The following is a 25,226-nucleotide window of genomic DNA, read 5'->3' as shown; positions in this document are numbered from 1 at the left end:
TTGTGCGGAATCATCTGCTTTGCATCGGACCGGAGTAAGCGCTGAAGCGCTCACGCTGATCGAGAGGAGGAATTGGATGAATCAGGCAGGACTGCGTGCTAATCGCACCAGTGGTGTTGAGGCAACCATCTCACATGATTCGACGGGCCACACGCTGCACCGTGGCCTGACTTGGAAAGACGCATTCTGGGTAACGAGCGGCGTGCCGGCAGGCGTGCTGTTCACGATCGGCGGCGTATGCGCGACGATCGGCCAGCCCGCGTGGGCGATCTGGATCGCCGCGATCACGATGGGGCTGATTCAAAGCGCGACTTATGCGGAAATATCGGGGCTATTTCCCCATAAATCGGGCGGCGCGTCGGTGTATGGCGCGATCGGCTGGGTTCGATACAGCAAGCTGATTGCCCCGGTTTCCGTGTGGTGCAACTGGCTCGCGTGGTCGCCGATGCTCGCGCTCGGCTGCGGCCTCGCGGCGAGCTATGCGCTCACGAGTCTCTTTCCCGCCGATGCGGCGGTGCTGCACTGGCAGCTCAAGGTTGCGGACCTCGGGTTCATCAAGCCGGGTCTTTCCCTTCGAATCAACGCGACATTCATCATCGCGACGATTCTGCTTCTCATCACGTTCAAACTGCAGCACAGCGGCGCGTCGAAGGCGGCACGCACGCAGCGCATCCTCGGCATCGCGTCGCTCACGCCGCTCTTGATCGTCGGCATCGTGCCGTTCGTCACCGGCGACGTGCCGATGTCGAACCTGCTCCCGCTGCTGCCGCTCGGTCATGATGCGCAAGGCAACCTCACGACCGCGACCTTCGGGTCGTGGAACGGGCAGGGCGTCACGATGGCGCTCGGCGCGATGTTCATGGCCGGCTGGGCGTCGTACGGCTTCGAGACGGCCGTCTGCTATACGCGTGAATTCCGTGATCCGCGTCGCGACACCGCGAAAGCGATCTTCTGGTCGGGCGCGCTGTGTCTCGTCGTGATGACGCTCGTGCCGATGGCGTTCCAGGGCGCACTCGGCACGCAGGCGATGCTCGATCCGTCGATCGGCGACGGCACCGGCGTCGCGGCCGCGATGGCGAAGATCGTCGGCGGCGGCGCATGGGTCGCGAATGCGGTCGTTGTGATGCTGATGCTGTCGATCCTGCTGATCGTGATGACGTCGATGATGGGCTCGTCGCGCACGCTGTACCAGGCATCGGTCGACGGCTGGCTGCCGAAGTATCTGTCGCACGTGAACGAGCACGGCTCGCCCACGCGGGCGATGTGGACCGATCTTGGCTTCAACCTCGTGTTGCTGATGATGTCGGACTACATGACGGTGCTGTCGATCTCGAACGTCTGCTACATGCTGTTCGTATTCCTGAACCTTCAGTCCGGCTGGATCCACCGGATGGATCGCGGCGACTGGGATCGGCCGTTCCGCTGCCCGACCTGGCTGCTCGTCGCCGGTTCGATCTGCGGCTACGCGAACCTCGTCTATGTCGGCACGGGTGCGAACCTGCAGGGCGAAGGCACGCTGCGCAACGGGCTGATCGCGATGCTGCTGATCGTGCCGGTGTTTCTCTATCGCCACTACTGGCAGGATCGCGGCCGGTTCCCCGCGCAGATGCAGCGCGACATGGAACTCGAGGTGCCGAAGCGCGCGATGTGGCTGAACCTGATGCCGTATGCGGCGCTGGTAGGCGCGGGCCTCACGATCTGGCTGTCGTACCACTTCGCGTGGGTGAAGTGAGCACCTGACCACGGCACGCGCGGCGCGTGACGAATCCGGACACCGCACCCGGAGCCGTCGCGCGAAGCGTCGAACGTCAGGCGATAAAAAACCCGACCGGTTGTTGCTGCCGGTCGGGTTTTTTGTTGGCTGCGCGCCGAATATATGTGCTTACGGAAACACCACCGTCCGGTCGCCGTTCAGGAACACGCGGCGCTCGATGAACGCCTTCACCGCGCGTGCAAGCGTGATGCATTCGACGTCGCGGCCGACCGCGAGCAGTTGCTCGGGACGCAATGCGTGATCGACGCGTTCGACCACCTGCTCGATGATCGGACCTTCGTCGAGATCGTCGGTCACGAAGTGCGCGGTCGCGCCGATCAGCTTCACGCCGCGTGCATGCGCCTGGTGATACGGCTTCGCGCCCTTGAAGCCGGGCAGGAACGAGTGATGGATGTTGATTGCGCGGTTCGCGAGCTTCGCGCTGGTTTCCTGCGACAGCACCTGCATGTAGCGCGCGAGGATCACGAGTTCGGCACCGCTCGATTCGAAGAAGTCGAGCCACTGCGCTTCCTGCTGCGCCTTGGTGTCGGCCGTGATCGGGAAGTGGCGGAACGGCAGCCCGTGCTGCGCGGCGAGCGGCTCGAAATCCGGATGGTTCGACACGATGCCGACGATGTCCATCTTCAGCTCGCCCATCCGCCAGCGGAACAGCAGGTCCGCGAGGCAATGCTCGAGCTTCGACACCATGATCAGCACTTTCGGGCGCGCGTTCACGTCGTGGATCGCCCATTGCGTGTCGCCTTCACCGCCGCCGGCGAGCCCGGTCGCGATCGGCCCGAACTCCTGGCGCAACGCGTCGATCTGTAGCGTCTCATCCGTCGGATGAAACACGCAGCGCACGAAGAAGTGGTTGCTGAGATCGTCGTCGAACACGTTCAGCGCATCGACGTAGCAGCGATGGCGCTCGAGAAAGCCGACGACGGCGGCGACCTGGCCGGCAGCGCTCGGGCACGACAGCGTCAGGACGAATTGATCGGGGCGTGAGTCGGCGGTCATGAAATTCCTCGGAGTCATGGGGCGCGAACCCGCGCGGCGGCGCACCGGGGCGCCAGGCTACGCGGGTAGCGGGAGACTCAAGTAAATCAGGACGTTTTCGGCGCGGATAGAACCAACCCGCCGTGTGGCTGGTATCGGCGCGCCAGCGCGGCCGGGCGGGGGCGGCGCTTCATGTGCGGGCTCGCCGGCGGGCGTTGGGCGGCGGGGCGCAGCCGGTACGGCCGGCGTCGGGCGCATATCCTCCGGCCGGCCGGACGATCGTTCAGGCAGGTGCGCACGCATCCAGCAGCCAGCGCCGGAACACGTGGGTCGCGTCCGGCTCGGGGCGCTGCGGTGGACGCACGAGGAAGTAGCCGCGCGACGTGACGACGGGCGCGTCGACGAGCTTCACGAGCTGCCCGGACGCGACGAGCTCGTCGACGAGCGGCGACCAGCCGAGCGCGACACCCTCGCCGAGCAGCGCAGCATGGATCACGAGCGCATAGCTGTTGAAGGTCACGCCGCGCGCGGCGGCCGGCGCGTCCTGGCCGTGCGCGTCGAACCAGCCGGCCCACGACAGCCAGCGTTCGGGGCGCGTCGGCTGCACGTGCAGCAGCGGGAGCGCATGCAGGTGGTCGGGCCGGGCGACGTGCGGGTGCGCGGCGCGGAACGCGGGCGAGCAGACCGGGGTGACGGATTCCGGAAAGAGCCGCGCGGCCGTGCACGACGGCCAGTGGCCATCGCCGAACAGGATCGCGATGTCGGCGTGGTCGCGCTGCGCGTCGAAGTCCTGTGACGTGACGACCCGCACGTCGACGTCCGGCATCACGCGTTTCAGGCCCGCGAGGCGCGGCATCAGCCAGTAGGTCGCGAAACCGAAATCCGTGACGATCGTGAGTGCGCCATGCTCGCGGCGCGCACGCAGCGTCGCGGTGGCGCCGCGCAGCGTGTCGAGGCTCACCCGCACGGCTTCGTACAGGCACTGGCCGTCGCTCGTCAGCGTGACGCCGCGCGGGCTGCGCTCGAACAGCGGCACGCCGAGTTCCGCCTCGAGCTGGAACACCTGCTGGCTCACGGCCGGCTGCGTCGAGCCGAGCTCGCGCGCGGCGGCCGTGAAGCTCTGGAGACGGGCGGCCGATTCGAACGCGCGCAGCGCCTGCATCGACGGTAACGGTTCGGATTTCGACATAAGTCTCTCTAATGGCCTCATAAGGGCCGGACGCCTTCCCGCGCGAATTCGGGCGGGGGATAGTGCTTCGGACGGCACGGCACCGTGCCGATCCTTCCGCGATTCTAGCCAGTCGCGGCCGGTGCGCGCGGCACTTTCTTCACGCTGCGTCCGTCATGCTGGCTGCGCCGCTGCCCAGGCGTCGCACCGTTCCGTTCGAACACCGATTTCCCCACGACCGCCGATGACGAACCCGACTCCCAACATCCTGATCCTGATGGCCGACCAGTTGACGCCGTTCGCGTTGCCGGCCTACGGCAATCGCGTCGCACGCACGCCGACGCTCGACCGGCTGGCCTCGCAAGGCGTGGTGTTCGATGCCGCGTATTGCGCGAGCCCGCTGTGCGCGCCATCGCGCTTCTCCCTGCTGACTGGCAAGCTGCCGTCGGGTATTGGCGCCTACGATAACGCCGCCGAACTGCCGGCGCAAACGCTGACCTTCGCGCACTACCTGCGCGCGGGCGGCTACCGCACGATGCTGTCCGGCAAAATGCATTTCTGCGGCCCCGACCAGCTGCACGGCTTCGAGGAGCGGCTGACGACCGACATCTATCCCGCCGACTTCGGCTGGGTGCCCGACTGGGACCGCCCGACCGAGCGGCCGAGCTGGTATCACAACATGAGCTCGGTGCTCGAGGCCGGCCCGTGCGTGCGCACGAACCAGCTCGACTTCGACGACGAAGTCACGTTCGCGGCGAAGCAGAAGCTCTATGACGTCGCGCGCGAGCGTGCGGCCCGGCATGACGAGCGGCCGTTCTGCATGGTCGTCTCGCTGACGCATCCGCACGATCCGTACGCGATCACGCGCGAATACTGGGATCTGTACAGCGATGAGGAGATCGACATGCCGGCCGTGCGGCTCGATGCGGCCGAGAGCGATCCGCATTCGCAGCGGCTGCGCTTCGTCTGCGAAAACGACCGCACGCCGCCGACCGACGCGCAGATCCGCGCCGCGCGCCGCGCGTACTATGGCGCGACGTCCTACGTCGACGCGCAGTTCGGCAGCGTGCTGGCCGCGCTCGACCAATGCGGGTTCGCAGACGACACGATCGTGATCGTCACGTCCGACCACGGCGACATGCTCGGCGAGCGCGGACTCTGGTACAAGATGACGTTCTTCGAGGGCGGCTGCCGCGTGCCGTTGATCGTTCACGCGCCGGGCCGCTTCGACGCCGCGCGCGTGCGCGGACCGGTATCGCACGTCGACCTGCTGCCGACGCTCGTCGACCTGGCTGGCGCGGCGCCGGCCGGCGGCTGGCCCGACGCGATCGACGGCGCGAGCCTCGTGCCGCATCTGCGGGGCGCGAGCGCGCACGACGTCGCGCTGGGCGAATACCTCGCGGAAGGGGCGGTCGCGCCGGTCGTGATGATCCGCCGCGGCGACTGGAAGTACGTGCATTGCCCGGCCGACCCAGACCAGCTCTACAACCTCGCCGACGATCCGCGCGAGCGTACGAATCTGGCCGGTCTGCCCGAAGCTGCCGACGTGCTCGCCGCATTCCGTGCGGAGGCGGCGCGGCGCTGGAACCTGCCGGAACTCGACGCCCAGGTGCGCGCGAGCCAGCGGCGGCGCCGGTTCCATTACGCGGCGACGACGCAGGGCCGCATCCAGGCATGGGACTGGCAGCCGTTCACCGACGCGAGCCAGCGCTACATGCGCAATCACATCGAACTCGACACGCTCGAAGCGATGGCGCGCTTTCCGCGCGTCGGGCGCTGAACGTACTGCATCGCGGTCATTGACGAACGACGGAGGAAGCGAATCATGAAACGGCAATGCAATGCAGCAATCCGGAGGCTCGGCACGGCGCTGGCCGCGGCCGCGTGCGTGGTGGCGATGCAGTCCGCACACGCCGCCGATCCGCAGACGTGTCGCGACGTGAAGATGGCGGCGCCCGGCTGGACCGACATCGACGCGACGAACGCGATGGCCGGCGTCGTGCTGAAGGCGCTCGGCTACCGGCAGGACGTCGCGAACCTGTCGGTGCCGATCACATACCAGGGCTTGAAGAAAGGGCAGGTCGACGTGTTCCTCGGCAACTGGATGCCCGCGCAGGCGCCGCTCGTGAAGCCGTTCGTCGACGAGAAGTCGATCGACGTGTTGCACGCGAACCTGAGCGGCGCGAAGTTCACGCTGGCCGTGCCCGACTACGTCGCGGCGGCTGGCGTGCACACGTTCGCCGATCTCGCGCGCTACGCGGACCGCTTCGGCGACAAGATCTACGGGATCGAGCCCGGCGCGCCCGCGAACCAGAACATCAAGCGGATGCTGTCCGATCATGCGCTCGGGTCCGCGAACTGGTCGCTCGTCGAATCGAGCGAGACGGGGATGCTCACGCAGGTCGAGCGCGCGGTGCGGGACAAGCGCTGGATCGTCTTTCTCGCGTGGGAGCCGCACCTGATGAACACGAAGTTCCACTTGACCTACCTGTCGGGCGGCGACGCGTATTTCGGCCCGAACTATGGCGGTGCGACCGTCAACACGGTGACGCGCCCGGGCTTTGCCGGCCAGTGCGCGAACCTGGCGCGGCTGTTCCGGCAGATGACGTTTTCCGTGGACGTCGAGAACCGCATGATCGCGGACATGCTCGACCACAAAACGTCGCCCGCGCTCGCGGCGCAGCATGTGCTGAAGGCCGACCCGGCGCTCGTCGAGGGCTGGCTGGACGGCGTGACGACCGCATCCGGCACGCCGGCCCTGCCGGCCGTGCGCGCGGCGCTCGACGCCCGCTGACCTGCCTCCGGGCGGCCGGTTTTTGCCGTGCCGCCCGTCTCGGTGTTTTCCCGACCAGTCGCATCAAGACCATTTGGTGTCGCCTTCAGACTGGTGGCCTGAAATATGGGTTTGTATTTTTCGCCAATGGCTGCGTTATTGCGGAAAACGAAATGCCGAAGCCAGCGGACGTAACGAATTCGAATCAGCCGGCGTATTGCTGCGCGCGCCAGGCCACGGTTCTTTCCATCGAAGGGTTCAGGGAGGGTGGTCGACAATGAAGCAAAAGAAAGTTGCCGTAGCCGCCGCGCTGGCATGCGCGGCCTGTATTCCCGCCATCGGCCACGCGCAGAGCAGCGTGACGCTATACGGGATTCTCGATGCGGGCATTACGTACGTGAACAACACGGGCGGTTCGCACGTGGTCAAGTTCGATGACGGCGTTTCCTACGGGAACCGCTTCGGCCTGAAGGGCACGGAAGATCTCGGCGGCGGCCTGAAGGCCGTGTTCGCGCTCGAGAGCGGGTTCCACCTCGGCAACGGCCAGCTCGGCTTCGGCGGGGCGGAGTTCGGGCGGCAGGCTTATGTCGGTCTCCAGAACGACTGGGGCACGCTGTCGTTCGGCAACCAGCTGGACATCACCAACGAGCTCGTGTCGATCTACAACATCTCGGCATGGGGCAGCGGCTACGCGATCCACCAGGGCGACTTCGACCGTTTCAATGGCGACCGCCTGCCGAACTCGGTCAAGTTCCTGTCGAACGACCTGAGCGGCTTCAAGTTCGGCGCGATGTACTCGTTCGGCAACGTCGCCGGCAACTTCCATCGCAACAGCGCATGGAGCGCGGGCGCAAGCTACACGAAGGGCGACTTCTCGATCGGCGCCGCTTACACGCGCCTGAACAACCCGAACGGCATCTATGCGTTCGACCCGTACGCGATGATCGGCACGCATACGTTCCTCGGCCAGCAGACCGTGACCGTCGATCCGGCGACCGGCGCCCGCACCGACCTGTTCGCGAACACCGCGATGGACGTCGACAGCCAGGGCACGTTCGGCATCGGCACGAGCTACACGATCGGCAAGCTGTCGCTCGACGCGAACTTCTCGTACACGACGATCAAGGGCTTCGGCCAGTCGTCGCACATGCAGGTGTACGAAGGCGGCGGCCTGTACCAGTTCACGCCGGCGCTGAGCTTCATCGCGGGCTACCAGCACACGCGCTTCGAAGGCCACCACTGGAACCAGGGCACGGCCGGCCTGCACTACCTGCTGTCGAAGCGCACCGACGTGTACATCTCCGGCGATTACCTGCGTGCTTCGCAGGGTGTCGATGCGGTGATCGGCTACAGCTTCACGCCGTCGACGACGCAGACGCAGGCCGATGTGCGGATCGGGATGCGGCATTCGTTCTGAGCGGGGTGGGGTAGTTCATTCGACGTCTTCAGCGAGGTCTCTCTTTGGCGCGAACCGCGGTTCGCGCTTTTTTTTTGTACGGTGTGGTGCCGCGCGTGGCGGACGCGCGCGAGACGAGGTTTCGGCGGTTGGCGATATCATCGCGGTTTGACGCGCCCCGTGTCTCGCCGATCGCCCGCTTCCACACATCCCTCCGATGACCGCACCGTTACCCGCCAACCTGTTCCGCCACGCACCGTTCCAGCGCTTTTGGGGCACGCGCGTGATGTCGTCGCTCGCGTTCCAGATCCTGTCGGTCGCGATCGGCTGGTACGTCTATGCGCTCACGCACAGCGCGTTCGCGCTCGGTCTCGTCGGGCTCGCGCAGTTCGTGCCGATGTTCGCGCTGACGCTCGTCGTCGGGCAGGTGGCCGACCGCTACGATCGCCGGCGCATCGCGACGATCTGCCAGAGCGTCGAGGCGCTGGCCGCCGGCGTATTCCTGCTCGGCACTGCGAAAGGGGGGCTCACCGCACCGGGCGTGTATGCGCTTGCGGCGATCGTCGGCACCGCGCGCGCGTTCGAATCGCCGTCGGTGTCGTCGCTGCTGCCGGCCGTCGTGCCGCGCGGCGACCTGCCGCGCGCGACCGCGCTATCGACGTCCGCGAACCAGGCCGCGCAGATTCTCGGGCCGGCGTTCGGCGGGCTGCTGTATGGCGTCGGCGCGCCCGCCGCGTTCGGCACGAGCGTCGTCGCGTTCGCGATCGCGGCGGTGCTGAGCGGCACGATTCCGCTGCGCAGCGCGCCCCCCGCGCGCGAGCCGGTCACGCTGCGCTCGGTGTTTTCCGGTATCGCGTTCATCCGGCGCGAACCGGCGATCCTCGGTGCGTTGTCGCTCGACCTGTTCGCGGTGCTGTTCGGCGGCGCGACCGCGCTGCTGCCGATCTATGCGCGCGACATTCTGCAGGTCGGGCCGTGGGGGCTGGGCGCGTTGCGCGCGGCGCCCGCGGTCGGCGCACTCGCGGGCACGCTGTGGCTCACGCGTTTTCCGTTGAAGGGGCGGCCCGGCCGCGCGATGTTCGGCGGCGTGATCGCGTTCGGCATCGCAACCATCGTGTTCGGGCTGTCGAGGCATTTCGCGGTGTCGCTCGTCGCGCTGGCGGCGTTGGGTGCGTCGGACGTCGTGAGCGTCGTCGTGCGCCTGTCGCTCGTGCAACTGCGTACGCCCGACGACATGCTCGGCCGCGTGAGCGCGGTCAACTCGCTGTTCATCGGTACGTCGAACCAGCTCGGTGAATTCGAATCGGGTGTGACGGCGGCGTGGTGGGGCGCGCCGGCCGCGATCGTCGTCGGCGGCGCGGCGACGATCGCCGTCGCGCTGACATGGATGAAGCTGTTTCCTCAGCTGACCAACATGAAGTCGCTCGAACGCGACGCATGACGTGCGTCAGGCATCCTGCGTCACGCGCACGGCCGTGCCGTAGCAGATGACTTCCGTCACGCCCGACCCGATCTCGGTCGAGTCGTAGCGCATCGCGACGATCGCGTTCGCGCCGAGCTTGCGCGCGTCGGCGAGCATCTTGTCGAATGCCTGCTCGCGCGCCTTCTCGCACAGCGACGTATAGAGCGTGATGTTGCCGCCGAAAATGGTCTGCAGCGCCGCACCGAACGAGCCGACGATCGAGCGCGAACGCACGATGATGCCCTGCGCGACGCCGAGCGAACGGACGGTCGTGTGGCCGGGCAGGTCGAACGCGGTCGTGACGCGCTCGGGCGAGAGATCGTCGGCGGAGCGGGGGAGGTCGGTCATGGATGTGCACCGTGTTGCGGAAGTGATCGAACGACGATTCTATCCGGAACGGGAAACGCACTCGAATGGGCGCGCACGACGCGCGCGCCCGGTGCGGCTCGAGGCGGCGAGGTCGCGTCAGCGCTTGACGGTCGCGCTGCCGTCACCGCCGAGATCGACTGCATACGCGAGCGCCAGCTTGCCGAACTTCAGCGCGTGGTTCGCCTGCCGGTCCGAATTCTCCAGCGTGTCGTTCACGGTATGGATGTACGGACTGTCGTTCTGGTCGGCCTCGAACGGGAACGACGCCGGATAACCCTGCGCATTCCAGGACGCGTGGTCCGAACAGGCATATCCGCATTGCGACGTGCTGATCGCGAGTTCCGGAAGGTAGGTCTTCGCCAGGTTCGTCAGGTAGGTGTTCTGCGCGGCGTTCGTGTAGTCGGTGATCAGGTAGATGTCTTTCGGATCGCCCTTGTAGTTCGTCATGTCCAGCTGCAGCACGCCAACCACGTTCGCATTCTGCGTGCGGAACTGCTTGGCGATCGCCTTCGATCCGAGCAGCCCGGCTTCCTCGGCCGCGTAGCCGACGAACTTGATCGTTCGCTTCGGCCGGTAGTCGTTCGCGAGCAGCACGCGCAGCGCTTCGGTCAGGCTGGCAATGCCGGACGCATCGTCGTCGGCGCCAGGCGAGCGCGTGTTTTCCGTCGTGCGGCCGACCGTCGAATCGAGGTGGCCGCCCAGCACGACCGTTCCTGCGGCGGGATCGCTGCCGCGGATCGTCAGGATCACGGATTTCTGCGGGAAGCCCGTATGCGCGAACTGCTCGACGGCGATGTCGGTGCGCGAGCCGGCCAGTTGCTTCCACTGCAGCGCGAGCCAGTCCGATGCGGCGACGCCGTACGACGTCGTGTAGTAGCGGTTGGTGAAGCCGGACATCGATGCGATCGTGCCGACGATGTTACTGGCCTGCAGTTGCTGCACCCAGGTCTTGATCTGCGGCGCGTTCGACACCGTGTAAGCGGTCGCGGCCACCTGTTTCGCGAGCGCCGCGGATACCGGCTGCAACGCCAGGCGTGCGTCGTCGAACGAGTCGTGCACGATGTAGCCGGGCCCGTGGCCGCGCGCATGGTGTACCGCGTGGGCGAGTTCGCCGAGCCGCGCGTCGTCGATCTCGACGACGTGCACGGTTTCGCGGCGCGCGGCGCCGTCGGCCGCTTTGCCGGCGTCGAGCGTGGTGCTGTATTGCGCGGTTGCGCTCGCATCGATGCGTTGAAGCTGGCGGAAAGCGGTGTCGCCGAGCGTGATCCATACCGGCGTGGCGTGCGCGGCGGCGGTCAGCAGCATGCCGCCCAGCGCGGCGCTCAGGCGGGTCAATGTCAGAGTAGGCATGTTCGATCTCGTGAGGATGGCGATGTCGAGGAAGTGGGCGCGCCGCAGGTCGTGCGACGCCCCCCGCCTGCTACGGAATTACGACTTCTGCGGCACGGTCACGCCGTACGTGCAACTCTTGTTGTACGCATTGCCGATCGCCGTGAGCTGCGCGCTGCTGTAGCCGAGTGCGGCGGCGGCTGTCAGCACCGCTTGCGCGGCGGCCTTCTGGTTCGTCGAGCTGTTGGTCATCGACAGGCCCTTCAGGAACGCCTTGTCCATCGCCTGTGCGCCGATCGCGTCGCGCGCGACGAGGTTGCACGACGCCCAGTACTGGCCGGCCGTGTGGATCTCGGCGCCGCGTGCCTGCGCGTAGGTGCGCCCGACGTTCCAGTTCGTCACGCGGCCGCCCCAGTATTCGTTGTGGCCGTCCCAGTTGTAGACCCAGTGATACTGCGCGTCGGACGGGCTCCACTGGTTGAAGTCGCGGCTGTACGCGGCGGCGAGATAGTCGCCGGTGCCTTCCGACAGGCCTTCCTGCTGTGACAGGCCGCCGTTGGTCACCCAGTCGTGGATGCCGTGGCCGAGCTCGTGGATCACGACGTCCGCATCTTCCGCATCGTCGACGCCGCCCTGGCCGAAGGTGAGCCGGCCGCTGCTCGACGAGTACGACGAGTTGTCGTCGCCCGATTCGCCGTGCGGGTCGTACTGCACGCCGCCCGTGTACTGGTACGGCATCGCCTTGATGCCGAGCGTCTGATTCACGTAACGAAGGAACGTGTCGATGTGGTAGTACGTGTTCACCGCCTCGAAGTACAGGTTGCCGCGCGTGAACTCGAATGTAGGCGTGGCCTGTGCCGGGCAGGCGTTGTCGCGCGGCGCATCGAAGTCGACGCACGACGCATACGGGCCCGACAGCACGTAGCGTGAATTCGACTGCGCGAGATCCTTCAGCGTCACGCGTACGCGCGAGGCCGTGAGCTGCGTGGAATCCGCATCGTTGTTGTCCTTGTAGCCCGTGCTGCCGTAGCTGCTCTTCGTCGACGAAAGCGGATCCGGCCGGAACACGAAACCGGTGCCGTCGGTCGCATAGAACGCCTTGTCCTCGGCGCGCAGCACTTCGCCGCTGCCCGCGTCGATCAGCAGTTCCCAGTCGCCCTTCGGGCCGTCCTGCGGGCGGCCGCGCACCTTCCATGCGGTATGCGTGCCGGCCTTGTCGACGAACGCGACGAGCTGCGCGTCGAGGTTCGTGAAGCCGCCGACGCCGAGATACGCGCGCGCGCGGTCGAGCGCCTGCTGCTGGTCGACGGCCTGCGCCTTGCGCGCGGTGGCGACCACGCCGTTGATCGTGTTGCTCGCGACGTACAGGATGCGGCCGTCCTTCGCGACCGTCACCGCGATATCGCTGCCGTATACGGGCAGCCCGGCCGCCTGCTGCTGGAAGCGCACGACGGTGAAATCGGCGTCGTCGCGCTCCGACGTCACCGCGAGGCTCGCGAGCGCGGCTGGGTCGAGCCCGAGCTGCGTTGCCTGCGATGCGACGAAATCGCGCGCGGCGGCGGCGGGCGTGGCGGCCGCCTTCTTTGCGCGATACGCGGGGTTGTACAGCGTGACGGCGACGCCGTCCGCGCGGAACTGGCCGGCGGCCGTGTCGGCCTTGGTCGCGGCCGGTGCCACGCCGCGCGTCAGGCTTTCGCGCAGGCTCGACGCCTGCGGGTTCGCGACCTTGGTATCGGCCGCGCTGCCGCCGACGATGCCGAAGCCGAGCGCGAGACCCAGGGCGAGCGGCAATGCTTTGCGTGATGTCTGCATACGTGATCCTCATCTCAACGGTTGAACACGCCCGCGCGCTTGTGGCGAGCAGGCACGACACGGCCCACGCGCCGGCTCGATGGAACCGGTGCGAGAAAGCGGTGCAGGGAGATTCGACTGACTGAGGACGACTAAGCGTCAGGTCGAAACGAATTGAAGCGGAAAGGCGGCGGGGAAGCGAACGGAAGGCAGGTGCGGCGACGGCGAAGCGAGCATCGTCATGTCATACCCCTCGGATCGGCATTGATAGCGGTTCGGCAGCCTGCGTGGCGCGACGTGTGTCAGGCCCGGGCTCTCATCTCCTTAGGGCTGCCTATCTAATTAATTGCGAGGTATGTTACAGAATATTTTCGGCGACATTGCAATTTATTTTCGAAGGCCGCTTCGGTCAGTCGATCAATCGGCGGCATTGTTCATCGAATGACGTGAAACGCTGTCGAAGCGCGCAATAGCGCGCCGGATTGTACGTAAAAGCGGCGCTGCTCAGCGCGTCGCGCGGCGGTCGCTGCGCGGGCTCACGCCGAAACGCGAGCGATACGCGCGCGAGAAATGAGACGGCGATTCGAAGCCGCATGCGACGCAGACCGACGTGATGCTCATGTCGGTCTGCTGCAGCAGCTCGCGGGCGCGATCGAGGCGCAGGTTGAGGTAGAAGTGTGTCGGCGTGTCGTTCAGCGTCGCGCTGAACAGCCGTTCGAGCTGGCGCCGCGTGATCGACACGTCCTGCGCGAGCGCGTCCGAGCCGAGCGGGCTCTCCATATGCCGCTGCATCATGTCGATCACCTGGATCAGCTTGCGGTTGTGCACGCCGTAGCGCGCGGCGATCTCGAGCCGCTGGCTGTCCGAGCGTTGCCGGATGCGGCTGACGACGAACTGCTCGGAGATCGCCGCCGCGAGATCGGCGCCGTGCCGTCTCCCGATCAGGTCGAGCATCATGTCGATCGACGCGGTGCCGCCCGCGCAAGTGATGCGCCGGTCATCGATCTCGAACAGTTCCTGCGTCGCGTTCAGGCCGGGATAGCGTTCGCGGAACGCGGCGAGCGCTTCCCAGTGCAGCGTGAGCGTTTGCGATGCGTCGAACAGCCCGGCTTCCGCGAGCACGAAGCTGCCGGTGTCGATGCCGCCGAGCGTCGCGCCGTGCCGGTTCTGGCGGCGCAGCCAGTCGCCGAGTGCGCGGTCGTAGCACACCAGCGGATCGAAGCCGGCGACGACGAACACCGTCTCGACCTGCGCGACGTCCGCGTACGCGGCTTCGGCGGCGACCGGGATGCCGTTGCTCGCGGCGACGGGCGAGCCGTCCGCGCTGATCACGTGCCAGCGGTACAGCTCGGTGCGAAAGCGGTTCGCGACGCGCAGCGGTTCGACCGCCGACATGAAGCCGAGCGCTGAGAAGCCGGGCAGCAACAGAAAGTGGAAATCCTCGGGCATCGGGGCGTGGGGTGGAATCGGGTGGTCGTCACGTACGGGCGCGACGCAACGTGGCACGGCGAGCGGGCAGGCACGCGCATGCCGCGCCCGGCTCGCGCAAGCCGAACGTTCAACGCACGATTATCGCGGGTTTTTCAGGTGCTCAGCGCGTTTTTGCGCCGCGCACCGCGCGGCGCGCTGTCGTCGAAGGCAGTTCGCCGAACTGGGCCTTGTACGCGTTCGCAAAATGCCCGAGGTGGATGAAGCCCCAGCGCGCGGCCGCTTCGCTGATCGGCAGGTCGGACTGCCGCGTGTCGAGCAGCAGACGTCGCACCTGCGCGAGGCGTAGCGAGCGCGTGTAGTTCAGCGGGCCGGTTTGCGCGACCGACTGGAAGCTGTTCTGCATCGTGCGCCGGCTCACGCGCAGTTGCGTGCACAGGCTCAGGATGTCGACGGGCGCCTCCGGGTGCTCGATCACGTAGTCGTGCACGCGCCGCACGATGTCGGCATGGCACGCATGCGTCAGACGATTCGACGGCTCGGGCATGCGATACGTGAGCAAATCGACGAGCACGTTCGCGACATCGCCGCGCAGCCCGGACTTCGCACGCGCCGTATCGAACGTATCGGGCGCCGACAGCACGCGTTCGAGCAGCGTCGCGAGCTGCACGCTCGCGCGTTCGCGTGCGGCGACCGGCACGTCGACGACGCCGCGCCGCAACGCGCGCTCGTCGAGCCGGACATCGGCGGCATCCTCGATTTGCTGCATCAGCTCGGAATCGACGACCACGCCGATCAGCGACATGTCGTCGGGCGAATGGAGTTCGAAAGGCGAGCCGCCGCGCGCCAGTACGATCGTGCCGCGCTCGATGCGCGCATCGCCGAATGCGAAGGTTCCCGAGCCGGTGAGCGGCATGCCGAGCACCGTATGGCCGGGCGGCAGGCGTCCGCGCTGGATGATGCGCACGTTCGCCGCTTCCTGGAACAGTTGCACGCCGTCGAACTCCGCGTGCTTGACCGCGCTGCGATACGAGCCGGAGCCGATCTGGTCATAGCGCTGATCCCAACCGCGCAGCGCCTCGGCATGCCGGTCCGCGTCGTCGAACATCTGATGAAACACGAGCATGGCGCCTCCGGCGGTCGTTCGGACCGCGCAAGATTAAACCGACCGCACGGTCGGTGCAATACGGATGAGCGCTATTTCCATGGGGGTTTTGGAGGGGGCGGAAGGTCTCGACCGCGGGTGCCTTTCAGGCGGTTTTCCAATATCCCGAATCGGCACGCACGCGTTGCCGGTCCGGGTGCTGAACGGATTTATTGTCGAACTACAGTCGCCCAACATAACGTGAATCCCAACTGGAGGCGACATGAGAACAAGGCGACGCACCGCGGCTTTCGCGGCGACGCTGGCGTTCGCGGCGGCGTGGGCCGGCAGCGCATACGCGACAGAAAAGCCCGAGGAACTGGTCGTGCAGAAGATGCCGCCGTGGCATCCGCACGAGGTGTACGTTGTCGATATCGCAATGCCGACGATGACCGACGGACGCATCTTCGTGTACGACGCCGACGCAAAGAAGCTGCTCGGCCAGATCGATGGCGGCTTCGCGCCCGGCCTCGCGATCTCGCCCGACCACAAGACGAGCTTCATCGCGACGACCTATTTCTCGCGCGGCTCGCACGGCACGCGCACCGACGTCGTCGAGATGACCGACAACACGACACTCGATCACACGGGCGAGATCGTGATTCCGGCGAAGCACGGGCAGCACGTGCCGTCACCGTACAACACCGCGTTCAGCGCCGACGGCAAGCGGTTGTACGTCGCGAACATCACGCCGGCCGCGTCGGTGACGGTGATCGACGCGGTGTCGAGGGCGGTGCTGTCGGAGATCGATACCGCGGCATGCGTGCTCGCCTATCCGTCAGGGAACGACCGGTTCACCGCGCTGTGCGAGAGCGGCAAGGCGCTCACCGTTACGCTCGACGCGAACGGCAAGGAGATGAAGCGCACGATGTCCGATGCATTCATCGACGTCGACAATGATCCGGCCTTCATCAACGCTTCGCGCTACCACGGCGGCTATCTGTTCACGACGTACCACGGCAACGTGCGCAGCGCCGACTTCAGCGGCGACAAGCCGGCGTTCGGCAAGTCGTGGTCGTTGCTGACCGACGCCGAGCGAGCCGAAGGCTGGCGCCCGGGCGGCATGCAGCAGACGGCCGTGCAGGTGAAGCAGAACCGCTACTACGTGCTGATGCACAAGGGCGGGGACGGCACGCACAAGGATCCCGGCACGCAGGTCTGGGTGTACGACCTGAAGTCGAAACAGCGTGTCGCGCGCTGGGACCTCGCGCAGCTGAAGGTCGATCCGCTCGTGTCGATCCAGGTCAGCGAGGACGACAAGCCGCTGTTCTACGGGCTGACGGGCACGTCGGATCTTGCCGTGATGGACGCGCAAACGGGTAAGCCGCAGCACATCGAGAAGCAGATCGGCAGTACGTCGACGCTGCTCGTGAACCCGTGAGGCCGCGATGACGCTCGATCCCGTACTTGCCACCAGCGCGCAGGCAGGCGCTGCCGTCGTCGTGCTGCTCGGCGCCTTCGCCAAGATCCGCCGGCCCGCGGCGTTCCGGCAGGCGCTCGCCGGCTATCGCCTGCTGCCTGAGGTACTCAACGCGCCCGCCGCGTTCGCGATTCCGCTCGCGGAAGCCGTCTGCGCCGCAGCGCTGCTGTTTCCCGATACGCGCACGACCGGTGCGCTCGGCCTGATTGCACTGCTGCTCGTCTTCGCGGCCGGCATGACGATCAACATCCTGCGCGGCCATACCGACATCGACTGCGGCTGCTCCGGTTTTGCCGCCGCGCGCGCGGCCGCGCCGCGCGGCATCGGCTGGCTGCATGTCGCGCGCGTGCTGCTGCTCGTCGTGCTGGCCGCGATCGCGTTCGTCGAACCGGGCAGCCGCGCGATCGTGTGGTTCGACTACCTGACGCTGTTCTCTTCCGTGCTTCTGATCGTCTGCGCGCTGCTCACCGTCGACGTGCTGCTCGCCAACGTACCGCGCCTTTCCCATCTGAGGAATTCATGATGCAAACCGCTCTCACCGTTTCCACCGCCTTGCTGTGGGTCGCCGTTCTCGCGCTCGGCGCGATCTGTCTCGCGCTCGTGCGTCAGATCGGCATCCTGTACGAACGGATCATGCCGGCCGGCGCGTTGATGATCGACAAGGGGCCGGCGGTCGGCGCGATCGCGCCGACGTTCGAGCTGACCGACATTCGCGGCTCGCAGGTGAAGGTCGGCGGTATCGATGCATCGGGCAAGGCGACGCTGCTGTTCTTCCTGTCGCCGACGTGCCCGGTCTGCAAGAAGCTGCTGCCGCTGTTGCCGTCGCTGCAGGCGAGCGAATCGACGCCGGTGAACATCGTGCTCGCGAGCGACGGCGATCTCGACGACCACACGCGCTTCGCACGGAAGCACGACCTCGCGCGTTTCCCGTACGTGCTGTCGCAGGAGCTGGGCCTCGCGTACCAGATCGGCAAGCTGCCGTACGCGGTGCTGCTCGACGACACCGGTACCGTGCGCGCAAAGGGTCTCGTCAACACCCGCGAGCATCTCGAGAGCCTGTTCGAAGCGAAGGAGCGCGGCGTTGCATCGCTGCAGCAGTTCGTGCACGGCAATCTCGACCATGGCGGTCACGAAGGGCACGCGCAGCACGCGTGATCGGCCGGCTCTCTTTCAACGTCAACGGAGAACAACCACATGGGGCTGTTTGATTCATGGTTCGAGCGGTCGGCGCGCGGCGTCGCGCAGCATAGTTCGCGGCGCAGCGCGATGGCGAAGCTCGGCAAGGTGCTGGTCGGATCGGCGATGCTGCCGCTCTTGCCCGTCGATCGCACCGCATATGCAGCGGATGCAACGTCGGGCGCATCGGCGGCTTCGGGTGCTGCCGCGCCGGGCGCGAGCGACGATCCGATGAGCTGCGATTACTGGAAATACTGCGCCATCGACGGCTGGCTGTGCAGCTGCTGCGGCGGTACGTCGAGCAGTTGCCCGCCGGGCACGACGCCGTCGCCGATCACGTGGATCGGCACGTGCCGCAACCCGCACGACGGTTCGGACTACATCGTGTCGTACAACGATTGCTGCGGAAAGACGTCGTGCGGCAAGTGCTTCTGCAACCGCAATGAGCGCGAGAAGCCGCTGTACAAGCTGTCGCTGAACAACGACATCAACTGGTGCATGGCGAACGGCAATTCGAATTACCACTGTTCGGTTTCGGTCCTGCTGGGGGCGGCGAAGCAATGAAAATGAAGCAAGCTGGAACGATGGTTGTCGCGTGCGTGGCGGCTGTTGCGGGTTTTGCGTGGCCGGGTCTCGCCGGTGCGCAGCAGGCCGTCCACTACCCGGCGGGCAAGAGCCTGTTCGATGCGCAGTGCGCGGTGTGTCACCAGGCGGGCGGCAAGGGGCAGGACGGCCTCGCGCCGCCGCTGACCGAATACCCGGGCAGGTATGCAACGGCCGATGCGGGCCGTGCGCAGCTTGTCGCGACACTGTTGCACGGGATGTTCGGCGAAATCACGGTGCACGACAAGCGCTACAACTTCAAGATGCCGTCGTTCGCGAGTGCGAGCGATGACGATATTGCGAACGTGCTCAACTATGTCGTATTCGATCTCAACGACAAGCACGGCGACGCGAAGCCGTTCACGGCGGCCGACATTCGCGCGGCACGCGCGAAGGAGATGGACGGCACGGCCGTTCATGCGCAACGTGCGGTCGTGACGAAGGGGCTGGGGCTTTGAATACCCTGCGCATTCGTGGTCGCGGCCGGCGTGTGGCGGCGTCGCGGATCGGAGCGTTCATGGCACGCCGTCTGTCTTCGATGCTGGCGGTCGCTGCCGCGGCATTCGCGATTGCCGTACCCGCACATGCCGACGGCGTGGCCGACGCCACACTCGCGCGACAACACTGGGTGCTCAATTGCATGGGCTGCCACACGGCGACAGGTGGCGGCATTCCGGGCAAGGTGCCGCCTCTCGCGAATTCGCTCGGTTATTTCACGCATCTGCCGGCGGGGCGCGAGTACGTGATGCGCGTGCCCGGCGCGTCGAACTCGGCGTTGTCCGACGAGGAACTCGCCGACGTGCTCAACTGGGTGCTCACGACGATGAACCGCGATGCGCTGCCGCGTGGCTTCAAGCCTTATACCGCCGCCGAAGTCGCCTCGCATCGACGGCCGGCGTTTTCGGACGTCGCGACGGTACGTGCCAGGCTGGTTCGTGCGCTGCACGAACGTGGGATCGACGGCGTGTCGGATCGGTACTGATCGACTTCGCTGATGGAGATTCGGCACCGGGCACGGCGGATTGCCGGTATTCGGGGCGGCGCGGTATCCCCGCGCCGTCACGCGCGGATCAACTCGACGCCGAGGATCGGGCACGCCGCGCAGGCGATGCGCATTGCGTTGACCGGATGCTGCGGCGCGTAGCGGCTTCCCGACCGAGAATACCGAATTGGCAGCGCGCCATTTCCGCGTTACGCTCGTTTTCGTAAGCCAACACCGGCGCCGGATGGATCGTGGGAGGCTCAAATGGCGATCGAATACTTTGCAGAGTGCAATCCGGTCACACGAAACCTGCCCCGATCGTTGGCGACCAAAGCCGGCGATCTGGTATTCGTATCCGGTCAGGTGGCGAGAAACGAAGACGGGAGCCTCGTCGCGGGCGGAATCGAAGCGCAGACGCGTCAGACATTGAAGAACGTCGCCCACGTACTCTCGCTGGCGGGATGCACACTCGGCGACGTGGTGAAAACCACCGTCTGGCTCGAGGACGCGCGCGACTTCGCCGAATTCAATCGTGTCTATGGGGAGTTCTTCCCGGGGAACAAGCCGTCACGATCGACCTTGCAGGCGACGAACATGGTGGGCACCAAGATCGAGATCGAGGCGATTGCCTGCAGGCCTTGAGCGCGGGAAATGCCGGAAAACCGACGAGAGCCGGTCTTGCAAGCGACGCGGTCGGATGCGCCGAGACATGCGCCACATGATTGCTTCGTGCGTGCACCGCACAAAACACGCAAATCCCCAACGTCAGACTGCATTCGTTAGAATCGTTCGTCGTCAAGGCAATCATGCAGATTTGCATGGGCGCAGCGGTAGCCACTCACGAATACCGCGCCCCCTCATCCCATGCTTCATCCTTTACCGGAGGCGAACGTGCCAGGATTACTTCCCGATGTCGACCGCGACGGGCTTCTCGAATATTCGGTGGTGTACACCGACCGGTCGATCAATCACATGTCGCAGCGCTTTCAGGGCGTCATGCGCGATATTTCCGCCGCGCTGAAGAAGGTCTACAACGCGAAGGCGGCCGTCATCGTCCCCGGCAGCGGGACGTTCGGCATGGAAGCCGTGGCGCGGCAGTTCGCGACGAACAAGAAGTGTCTGGTCATCCGCAACGGCTGGTTCAGCTTCCGCTGGTCGCAGATTTTCGACATGGGCAGCATTCCGTCCGAATCGATCGTGTTGAAGGCGCGTCCTGTCGAATCAGGCCGGCAGGCGGCGTTTGCGCCGGCCCCGATCGAAGAAGTCGTCGCCGCGATTCAGGAACACAAACCGGACCTGGTGTTCGCTCCGCACGTCGAAACCGCCTCCGGGATGATGTTGCCCGATGCGTATCTGCGCGCGGTGGCCGACGCCGTGCATGCGGTCGGCGGCATGTTCGTGCTGGATTGCATCGCGTCCGGCACGATCTGGGTCGATATGGAGAAGAGCGGTGTCGACGTGCTGATCAGCGCGCCGCAAAAGGGCTGGAGTGCGTCGCCGGGTTGCGCACTGGTCATGCTCAGCCCGCTCGCTCGCGAGCGCATCGATGCGACGACCAGCACCAGTTTTGCCTGCGATCTGCGCAAGTGGCTGCAGATCATGGAAGCCTACGAGAACGGTGGCTTCGCGTACCACGCGACGATGCCCACGGACAGCCTTGCGACGCTGCGCGATGTGATCAAGGAAACGGACGCATACGGCTTCGACAAGGTGCGGGCGGAACAGCTCGAACTCGGCACGCGGATTCGCGCGTTGCTGGCCGAGAAGGGTTTCAGGAGCGTGGCGGCGCCAGGGTTTGAGGCGCCTGGCGTCGTGGTCAGCTACACCGACGATGACGACATCCGGTCCGGCAAGAAATTCGTCGATGTCGGCATGCAGATCGCGGCCGGTGTGCCGCTGCAATGCGATGAGCCGGCGGATTTCAAGACGTTCCGCATTGGCTTGTTCGGTCTCGACAAGCTGCATGACGTCGATGCCGCGGTCCGTAGGTTTGCCAGCGCGTTGGAACGGATTCTGTAGGGCGTGCTTTCGATCCAAGGGTGGGGCGCACGCATGGTGCGCTCGACATGATCGAGGCCATCGAAGGGATGTGCCATCCGAACGATCGACCGAGGTTGGAAGCCGCCAGACTCGGCGGCGGCTTCCGACCCAAACGAGCCGACGGATAGTGGCGACTGCACGCCCGCATTGGGTCGCACCACGGACGCTGCTATTCGTATAAGCACTGTTGGACTGCGGACGGTTTCCCACGCCCGTACTCAACCATTCAGGACAGTGACATGACCGAATGCGCGCTGACATTTGCCAGTCAGACCGAATGGGAAAGCTGGTTAGCGCAAAATGGCGGCACGTCGAGCGGAGTATGGCTGCGTCTGGCGAAAAAGGGCGCCACGCAGCGAACCGTCACCTATGGTCAAGCGTTGGAAAGCGCGCTCTGCTATGGCTGGATCGATGGCCAAAAGCAGGCCGAGAGCGCGACGCACTGGCTACAACGCTTCACTCCACGCTCCGCAAAAAGTATCTGGTCCAAACTCAACAAAGACCGGGCCGAAGCGCTGATCGCCGCGGGCAGAATGCGCGCGCCGGGCATGCGCGAGATCGAGAGGGCGCGGCAGGACGGCCGCTGGAAGGCTGCGTATACGTCGGCCGGCAACTCGACCGTGCCGGACGACCTGCAGGTTGCGTTGAACGCAAATTTGGAAGCCAAGGCGTTCTTTGAAACCCTGAATAGCCGCAACCGCTACGCCATCCTGTTCCGGATACAGAATGCGAAAAAGCCGGAAACACGGGCGCGTAAAATTGCGGAATTCGTCGACATGCTGAACCGCGGTGAAACCCTCCATCCGTAGATCTCGTGCGTCTGATGGAGATCTTGCGAAACGCGGGCACCGAACCTGTCATGGCCGATTCGTTTCTGCAGCGGTCCAGCCAGATGGCGGTTCGTCGATGTACGCAGTCGTTACCGTCATCGCCATGGCTCGCGAACAGGGGCGGCTGCCGAAGCCGGCGCCGCTTGCCGACGATCCTGATACCTGAATCGCGGATATCGTTTTTTCAGCGGACCACGGCCCGATGACCGACGGGGTCGGCCGTAGCCGACCCGCATCAACTGCAATTACACGGCCGCGTTGCGATTCGCCTCGATCACCGTCAACGCCGTCATGTTCACGATCCGTCGCACGGTCGCACTGGACGTGAGAATGTTCACCGGCCCATTGACCCCCAGCAGGAACGGCCCGACCGCAACGTTACTGCCGGCCTCGGTCTTGAGCAGGTTATAGGCGATATTCCCCGCATCCACGTTCGGACACACGAGCAGGTTCGCCGCACCCTTCAGCGGCGACATCGGCAGCAGCCGCGACCGCAGCGCCTCGTCGAGCGCACAGTCGCCGTGCATTTCGCCATCCGCCTCGATATCCGGCGCATGCGTGCGAATGATTTCGAGCGCTCGGCGCATCTTCACGCCCGAAGCCGCGCTCCCCGACCCGAAGTTCGACCGCGACAGCAACGCAGCCTTCGGCGAGAGATTCAGCCACTCCATCTGCCGCGCGGCCGCGATCGTGAATTCCGCGATCTGCTCCGCATCCGGGTTGTCGTTGACATGCGTATCGACCAGCGCGACCGTCCGCTGATTGAGCAGCAGGATGTTCATCGCGGCGTAGGTCGACGCACCGGGCTTCTTGCCGATGACTTCGTCCACGAACCGCAGGTGATTGTGATATTCGCCGACCGTCCCGCAGATCATCCCGTCCGCATCGCCGAGCCGCACCATCATCGCGCCGATCAGCGTCAGGCGGCGCCGCATTTCGACGCGCGCCATTTCCTTCGAGATGCCGTCGCGGCAGCGCAATTCCCAATACGTCGTCCAGTATTGCGGGAAACGTTCGTCATATTCCGGATTGGTCACTTCGACATCCTGACCGAGACGCAGGCGCAGGCCGAATCGCTCGATACGCGCGAGCAGCACCTCCGGACGCCCGACCAGGATCGGACGCGCGAGCTTCTCGTCGACGATCACCTGCACCGCGCGCAGCACGCGCTCGTCTTCGCCCTCGGTGAACACGATGCGTGCCTTGCCGCCGTCACGCACGAGCTGACGCGCGGTCGCGAACAGCGGCTTCATGAACGCGCCCGAGTGATAGACGAACTGCTGCAACTGTTCGACATACGCGTCGAGATCCGCGAGCGGGCGCGTCGCCACACCGCCTTCGATCGCGGCCTTGGCCACGGCCGGCGCGATACGCACGATCAGGCGCGGATCGAACGGCTTGGGAATCAGGTATTGCGGACCGAAGGACACTTCATCGCCGCCATAGGCTGCCGCGACGATGTCGTTCTGCTCTTCCTGCGCGAGGCCGGCAATCGCGTGAACCGCGGCAATTTCCATTTCGCGGGTGATCGTCGTTGCGCCCACATCCAGTGCGCCGCGGAAAATGTACGGGAAGCAGAGAACGTTGTTGACCTGGTTCGGGAAATCCGAACGGCCTGTCGCGATCACGACGTCGTCGCGCGTCGCATGCGCGAGTTCAGGGAAGATTTCCGGCGTCGGATTGGCGAGCGCGAGAATCAGCGGACGCGCGGCCATCGCCTTCAGCATTTCCGGCTTCAGAATGCCGCCGACCGACAGCCCGAGGAACACGTCGGCGCCGCCGATCACTTCGGACAGCGTGCGCGCGTCGGTTTCCTGCGCGAAGCGTTCCTTGGCGGGATCCATCAGCGTGGTGCGGCCGCGATAGACGACGCCTTCGATATCCGTCGCCCAGATGTTCGCGACCGGCAGCCCGAGGTCGACGAGCAGGTCCAGACAGGCCAGCGCCGCGGCACCGGCGCCCGACGTCACGACCTTCACCTCGGAAATCGACTTCCCGACCACCTTCAGCCCGTTGATGAACGCGGCGGCCACGGTAATGGCGGTGCCGTGCTGGTCGTCGTGGAAGACGGGAATCTTCATGCGCTCGCGCAGCTTGCGCTCGACCGTGAAGCACTCCGGCGCCTTGATGTCCTCGAGGTTGATCCCGCCGAAGGTGGGCTCGAGGCCGGCGATGATGTCGACGAGCTTGTCCGGATCGGTCTCGTTGATCTCGATGTCGAACACGTCGATCCCGGCGAACTTCTTGAACAGCACGGCCTTGCCTTCCATGACCGGCTTCGACGCGAGCGCGCCGATGTTGCCCAGACCCAGCACGGCGGTGCCGTTGGTGATGACGCCCACCAGATTCCCGCGGCTCGTGAAGCGATGCGCGTTCAGCGGCTCGGCGGCGATCGACTCGCACACGCTGGCGACGCCGGGCGTGTAGGCGAGCGCGAGATCGCGCTGCGTCACGAGCGGCTTGCTGGCGACGACGGAGATCTTCCCCGGGGTCGGAAACTCGTGATAGTCGTACGCGGCCTGCTGCTGAGTCTCTGTCTGTTTCATGTTTTTGGGTCCGGGCGTGC

At 65.8% G+C, this 25,226-nt stretch carries 22 protein-coding genes; 14 read left to right on the top strand and 8 right to left on the bottom strand.

What is annotated here, in order from left to right:
• Positions 1-76: 76 nt before the first annotated feature.
• Positions 77-1,732, top strand: a complete 1,656-nt coding sequence (locus tag DIE11_RS05690; RefSeq protein WP_124622129.1) for an APC family permease — start codon at positions 77-79, stop codon at positions 1,730-1,732.
• Between the two features lie 150 nt (positions 1,733-1,882).
• On the opposite strand, the gene purU is transcribed toward DIE11_RS05690, so the two are convergent.
• Positions 1,883-2,770, bottom strand: coding sequence for a formyltetrahydrofolate deformylase (gene purU, locus DIE11_RS05685; protein ID WP_059600242.1), 888 nt, complete (start codon positions 2,768-2,770; stop codon positions 1,883-1,885).
• Positions 2,771-3,032: 262 nt separating this feature from the next.
• Positions 3,033-3,959 (bottom strand): choline sulfate utilization transcriptional regulator, encoded by a 927-nt coding sequence (locus tag DIE11_RS05680; protein ID WP_124622127.1) that lies wholly within the window; start codon positions 3,957-3,959, stop codon positions 3,033-3,035.
• Between the two features lie 202 nt (positions 3,960-4,161).
• Between DIE11_RS05680 and betC the strand changes: the two genes are divergently transcribed.
• The 4 genes from betC to DIE11_RS05655 all read left to right on the top strand — a co-directional run bounded on the left by betC (position 4,162) and on the right by DIE11_RS05655 (position 9,527).
• Positions 4,162-5,697 carry a choline-sulfatase gene (betC, locus tag DIE11_RS05670; RefSeq protein WP_124622126.1) on the top strand — a complete coding sequence of 512 codons (1,536 nt, stop codon included), beginning with the start codon at positions 4,162-4,164 and terminating at the stop codon, positions 5,695-5,697.
• Between the two features lie 45 nt (positions 5,698-5,742).
• Complete coding sequence (gene choX, locus DIE11_RS05665; protein ID WP_124622124.1) at positions 5,743-6,711, top strand: choline ABC transporter substrate-binding protein; 969 nt, start codon at positions 5,743-5,745, stop codon at positions 6,709-6,711.
• 256 nt (positions 6,712-6,967) lie between these two features.
• Positions 6,968-8,107, top strand: a complete 1,140-nt coding sequence (locus DIE11_RS05660; protein ID WP_059534205.1) for a porin — start codon at positions 6,968-6,970, stop codon at positions 8,105-8,107.
• Positions 8,108-8,303: 196 nt separating this feature from the next.
• The gene (locus tag DIE11_RS05655; protein WP_124622122.1) at positions 8,304-9,527 is read left to right on the top strand and encodes an MFS transporter; all 1,224 of its coding nucleotides are present in this window, start codon (positions 8,304-8,306) and stop codon (positions 9,525-9,527) included.
• 6 nt (positions 9,528-9,533) lie between these two features.
• On the opposite strand, the gene DIE11_RS05650 is transcribed toward DIE11_RS05655, so the two are convergent.
• The 5 genes from DIE11_RS05650 to DIE11_RS05630 all read right to left on the bottom strand — a co-directional run bounded on the left by DIE11_RS05650 (position 9,534) and on the right by DIE11_RS05630 (position 15,591).
• Positions 9,534-9,896, bottom strand: coding sequence for a YbjQ family protein (locus DIE11_RS05650; protein ID WP_059600237.1), 363 nt, complete (start codon positions 9,894-9,896; stop codon positions 9,534-9,536).
• A gap of 117 nt (positions 9,897-10,013) precedes the next feature.
• Complete coding sequence (locus tag DIE11_RS05645; RefSeq protein WP_124622120.1) at positions 10,014-11,267, bottom strand: M20/M25/M40 family metallo-hydrolase; 1,254 nt, start codon at positions 11,265-11,267, stop codon at positions 10,014-10,016.
• Positions 11,268-11,345: 78 nt separating this feature from the next.
• Positions 11,346-13,058 carry a M36 family metallopeptidase gene (locus DIE11_RS05640; RefSeq protein WP_124622118.1) on the bottom strand — a complete coding sequence of 571 codons (1,713 nt, stop codon included), beginning with the start codon at positions 13,056-13,058 and terminating at the stop codon, positions 11,346-11,348.
• A 483-nt stretch (positions 13,059-13,541) separates the two neighbouring features.
• Entirely contained in the window at positions 13,542-14,486 is a 945-nt protein-coding gene (locus DIE11_RS05635) for a GlxA family transcriptional regulator (protein WP_124622116.1), read from the bottom strand.
• A gap of 142 nt (positions 14,487-14,628) precedes the next feature.
• Positions 14,629-15,591 carry a helix-turn-helix domain-containing protein gene (locus DIE11_RS05630; protein WP_124622114.1) on the bottom strand — a complete coding sequence of 321 codons (963 nt, stop codon included), beginning with the start codon at positions 15,589-15,591 and terminating at the stop codon, positions 14,629-14,631.
• Between the two features lie 241 nt (positions 15,592-15,832).
• Between DIE11_RS05630 and DIE11_RS05625 the strand changes: the two genes are divergently transcribed.
• From DIE11_RS05625 to DIE11_RS05585, 9 genes are all read left to right on the top strand, one after another.
• Entirely contained in the window at positions 15,833-16,990 is a 1,158-nt protein-coding gene (locus DIE11_RS05625) for an amine dehydrogenase large subunit (protein WP_124622112.1), read from the top strand.
• A gap of 7 nt (positions 16,991-16,997) precedes the next feature.
• Positions 16,998-17,552, top strand: coding sequence for a MauE/DoxX family redox-associated membrane protein (locus DIE11_RS05620; protein ID WP_124622110.1), 555 nt, complete (start codon positions 16,998-17,000; stop codon positions 17,550-17,552).
• Positions 17,549-18,184: a methylamine dehydrogenase accessory protein MauD gene (gene mauD / locus DIE11_RS05615; RefSeq protein WP_124622108.1), complete on the top strand. Its 636-nt coding sequence runs from the start codon at positions 17,549-17,551 to the stop codon at positions 18,182-18,184. Before DIE11_RS05620 ends, mauD begins: the two co-directional genes overlap by 4 nt.
• 39 nt (positions 18,185-18,223) lie before the next feature.
• The gene (locus DIE11_RS05610; RefSeq protein WP_124622106.1) at positions 18,224-18,769 is read left to right on the top strand and encodes a methylamine dehydrogenase light chain; all 546 of its coding nucleotides are present in this window, start codon (positions 18,224-18,226) and stop codon (positions 18,767-18,769) included.
• Entirely contained in the window at positions 18,766-19,266 is a 501-nt protein-coding gene (locus DIE11_RS05605) for a cytochrome c (protein WP_124622104.1), read from the top strand. Before DIE11_RS05610 ends, DIE11_RS05605 begins: the two co-directional genes overlap by 4 nt.
• 59 nt (positions 19,267-19,325) lie before the next feature.
• Complete coding sequence (locus DIE11_RS05600; RefSeq protein WP_124622102.1) at positions 19,326-19,790, top strand: cytochrome c; 465 nt, start codon at positions 19,326-19,328, stop codon at positions 19,788-19,790.
• A gap of 264 nt (positions 19,791-20,054) precedes the next feature.
• Positions 20,055-20,432 (top strand): RidA family protein, encoded by a 378-nt coding sequence (locus DIE11_RS05595; RefSeq protein ID WP_124622100.1) that lies wholly within the window; start codon positions 20,055-20,057, stop codon positions 20,430-20,432.
• 249 nt (positions 20,433-20,681) lie between these two features.
• Positions 20,682-21,809, top strand: a complete 1,128-nt coding sequence (locus DIE11_RS05590; RefSeq protein ID WP_059600227.1) for an aminotransferase class V-fold PLP-dependent enzyme — start codon at positions 20,682-20,684, stop codon at positions 21,807-21,809.
• Positions 21,810-22,069: 260 nt separating this feature from the next.
• Positions 22,070-22,639 (top strand): YdeI family protein, encoded by a 570-nt coding sequence (locus DIE11_RS05585; protein WP_124622098.1) that lies wholly within the window; start codon positions 22,070-22,072, stop codon positions 22,637-22,639.
• A 266-nt stretch (positions 22,640-22,905) separates the two neighbouring features.
• On the opposite strand, the gene DIE11_RS05580 is transcribed toward DIE11_RS05585, so the two are convergent.
• Entirely contained in the window at positions 22,906-25,206 is a 2,301-nt protein-coding gene (locus DIE11_RS05580; RefSeq protein ID WP_124622096.1) for an NADP-dependent malic enzyme, read from the bottom strand.
• Positions 25,207-25,226: the final 20 nt, after the last annotated feature.

Source organism: Burkholderia sp. Bp9012, assembly GCF_003853825.1.
GTDB lineage: Bacteria > Pseudomonadota > Gammaproteobacteria > Burkholderiales > Burkholderiaceae > Burkholderia > Burkholderia diffusa.
This window is presented reverse-complemented; position numbering and strand designations above follow the sequence as displayed.

Bases quoted from the DNA above. Each gene is read 5' to 3' on its own strand.
- DIE11_RS05580 (WP_124622096.1), bottom strand. From the start codon at position 25,206: ATGAAACAGACAGAGACTCAGCAGCAGGCCGCGTACGACTATCACGAG.
- DIE11_RS05660 (WP_059534205.1), top strand. From the start codon at position 6,968: ATGAAGCAAAAGAAAGTTGCCGTAGCCGCCGCGCTGGCATGCGCGGCC.
- DIE11_RS05630 (WP_124622114.1), bottom strand. From the start codon at position 15,591: ATGCTCGTGTTTCATCAGATGTTCGACGACGCGGACCGGCATGCCGAG.
- DIE11_RS05610 (WP_124622106.1), top strand. From the start codon at position 18,224: ATGGGGCTGTTTGATTCATGGTTCGAGCGGTCGGCGCGCGGCGTCGCG.
- DIE11_RS05600 (WP_124622102.1), top strand. From the start codon at position 19,326: ATGGCACGCCGTCTGTCTTCGATGCTGGCGGTCGCTGCCGCGGCATTC.
- DIE11_RS05595 (WP_124622100.1), top strand. From the start codon at position 20,055: ATGGCGATCGAATACTTTGCAGAGTGCAATCCGGTCACACGAAACCTG.
- purU (WP_059600242.1), bottom strand. From the start codon at position 2,770: ATGACCGCCGACTCACGCCCCGATCAATTCGTCCTGACGCTGTCGTGC.
- DIE11_RS05640 (WP_124622118.1), bottom strand. From the start codon at position 13,058: ATGCAGACATCACGCAAAGCATTGCCGCTCGCCCTGGGTCTCGCGCTC.
- DIE11_RS05625 (WP_124622112.1), top strand. From the start codon at position 15,833: ATGAGAACAAGGCGACGCACCGCGGCTTTCGCGGCGACGCTGGCGTTC.
- DIE11_RS05645 (WP_124622120.1), bottom strand. From the start codon at position 11,267: ATGCCTACTCTGACATTGACCCGCCTGAGCGCCGCGCTGGGCGGCATG.
- DIE11_RS05690 (WP_124622129.1), top strand. From the start codon at position 77: ATGAATCAGGCAGGACTGCGTGCTAATCGCACCAGTGGTGTTGAGGCA.
- DIE11_RS05620 (WP_124622110.1), top strand. From the start codon at position 16,998: ATGACGCTCGATCCCGTACTTGCCACCAGCGCGCAGGCAGGCGCTGCC.
- DIE11_RS05585 (WP_124622098.1), top strand. From the start codon at position 22,070: ATGACCGAATGCGCGCTGACATTTGCCAGTCAGACCGAATGGGAAAGC.
- DIE11_RS05655 (WP_124622122.1), top strand. From the start codon at position 8,304: ATGACCGCACCGTTACCCGCCAACCTGTTCCGCCACGCACCGTTCCAG.
- DIE11_RS05635 (WP_124622116.1), bottom strand. From the start codon at position 14,486: ATGCCCGAGGATTTCCACTTTCTGTTGCTGCCCGGCTTCTCAGCGCTC.
- DIE11_RS05650 (WP_059600237.1), bottom strand. From the start codon at position 9,896: ATGACCGACCTCCCCCGCTCCGCCGACGATCTCTCGCCCGAGCGCGTC.
- choX (WP_124622124.1), top strand. From the start codon at position 5,743: ATGAAACGGCAATGCAATGCAGCAATCCGGAGGCTCGGCACGGCGCTG.
- mauD (WP_124622108.1), top strand. From the start codon at position 17,549: ATGATGCAAACCGCTCTCACCGTTTCCACCGCCTTGCTGTGGGTCGCC.
- DIE11_RS05680 (WP_124622127.1), bottom strand. From the start codon at position 3,959: ATGAGGCCATTAGAGAGACTTATGTCGAAATCCGAACCGTTACCGTCG.
- betC (WP_124622126.1), top strand. From the start codon at position 4,162: ATGACGAACCCGACTCCCAACATCCTGATCCTGATGGCCGACCAGTTG.
- DIE11_RS05605 (WP_124622104.1), top strand. From the start codon at position 18,766: ATGAAAATGAAGCAAGCTGGAACGATGGTTGTCGCGTGCGTGGCGGCT.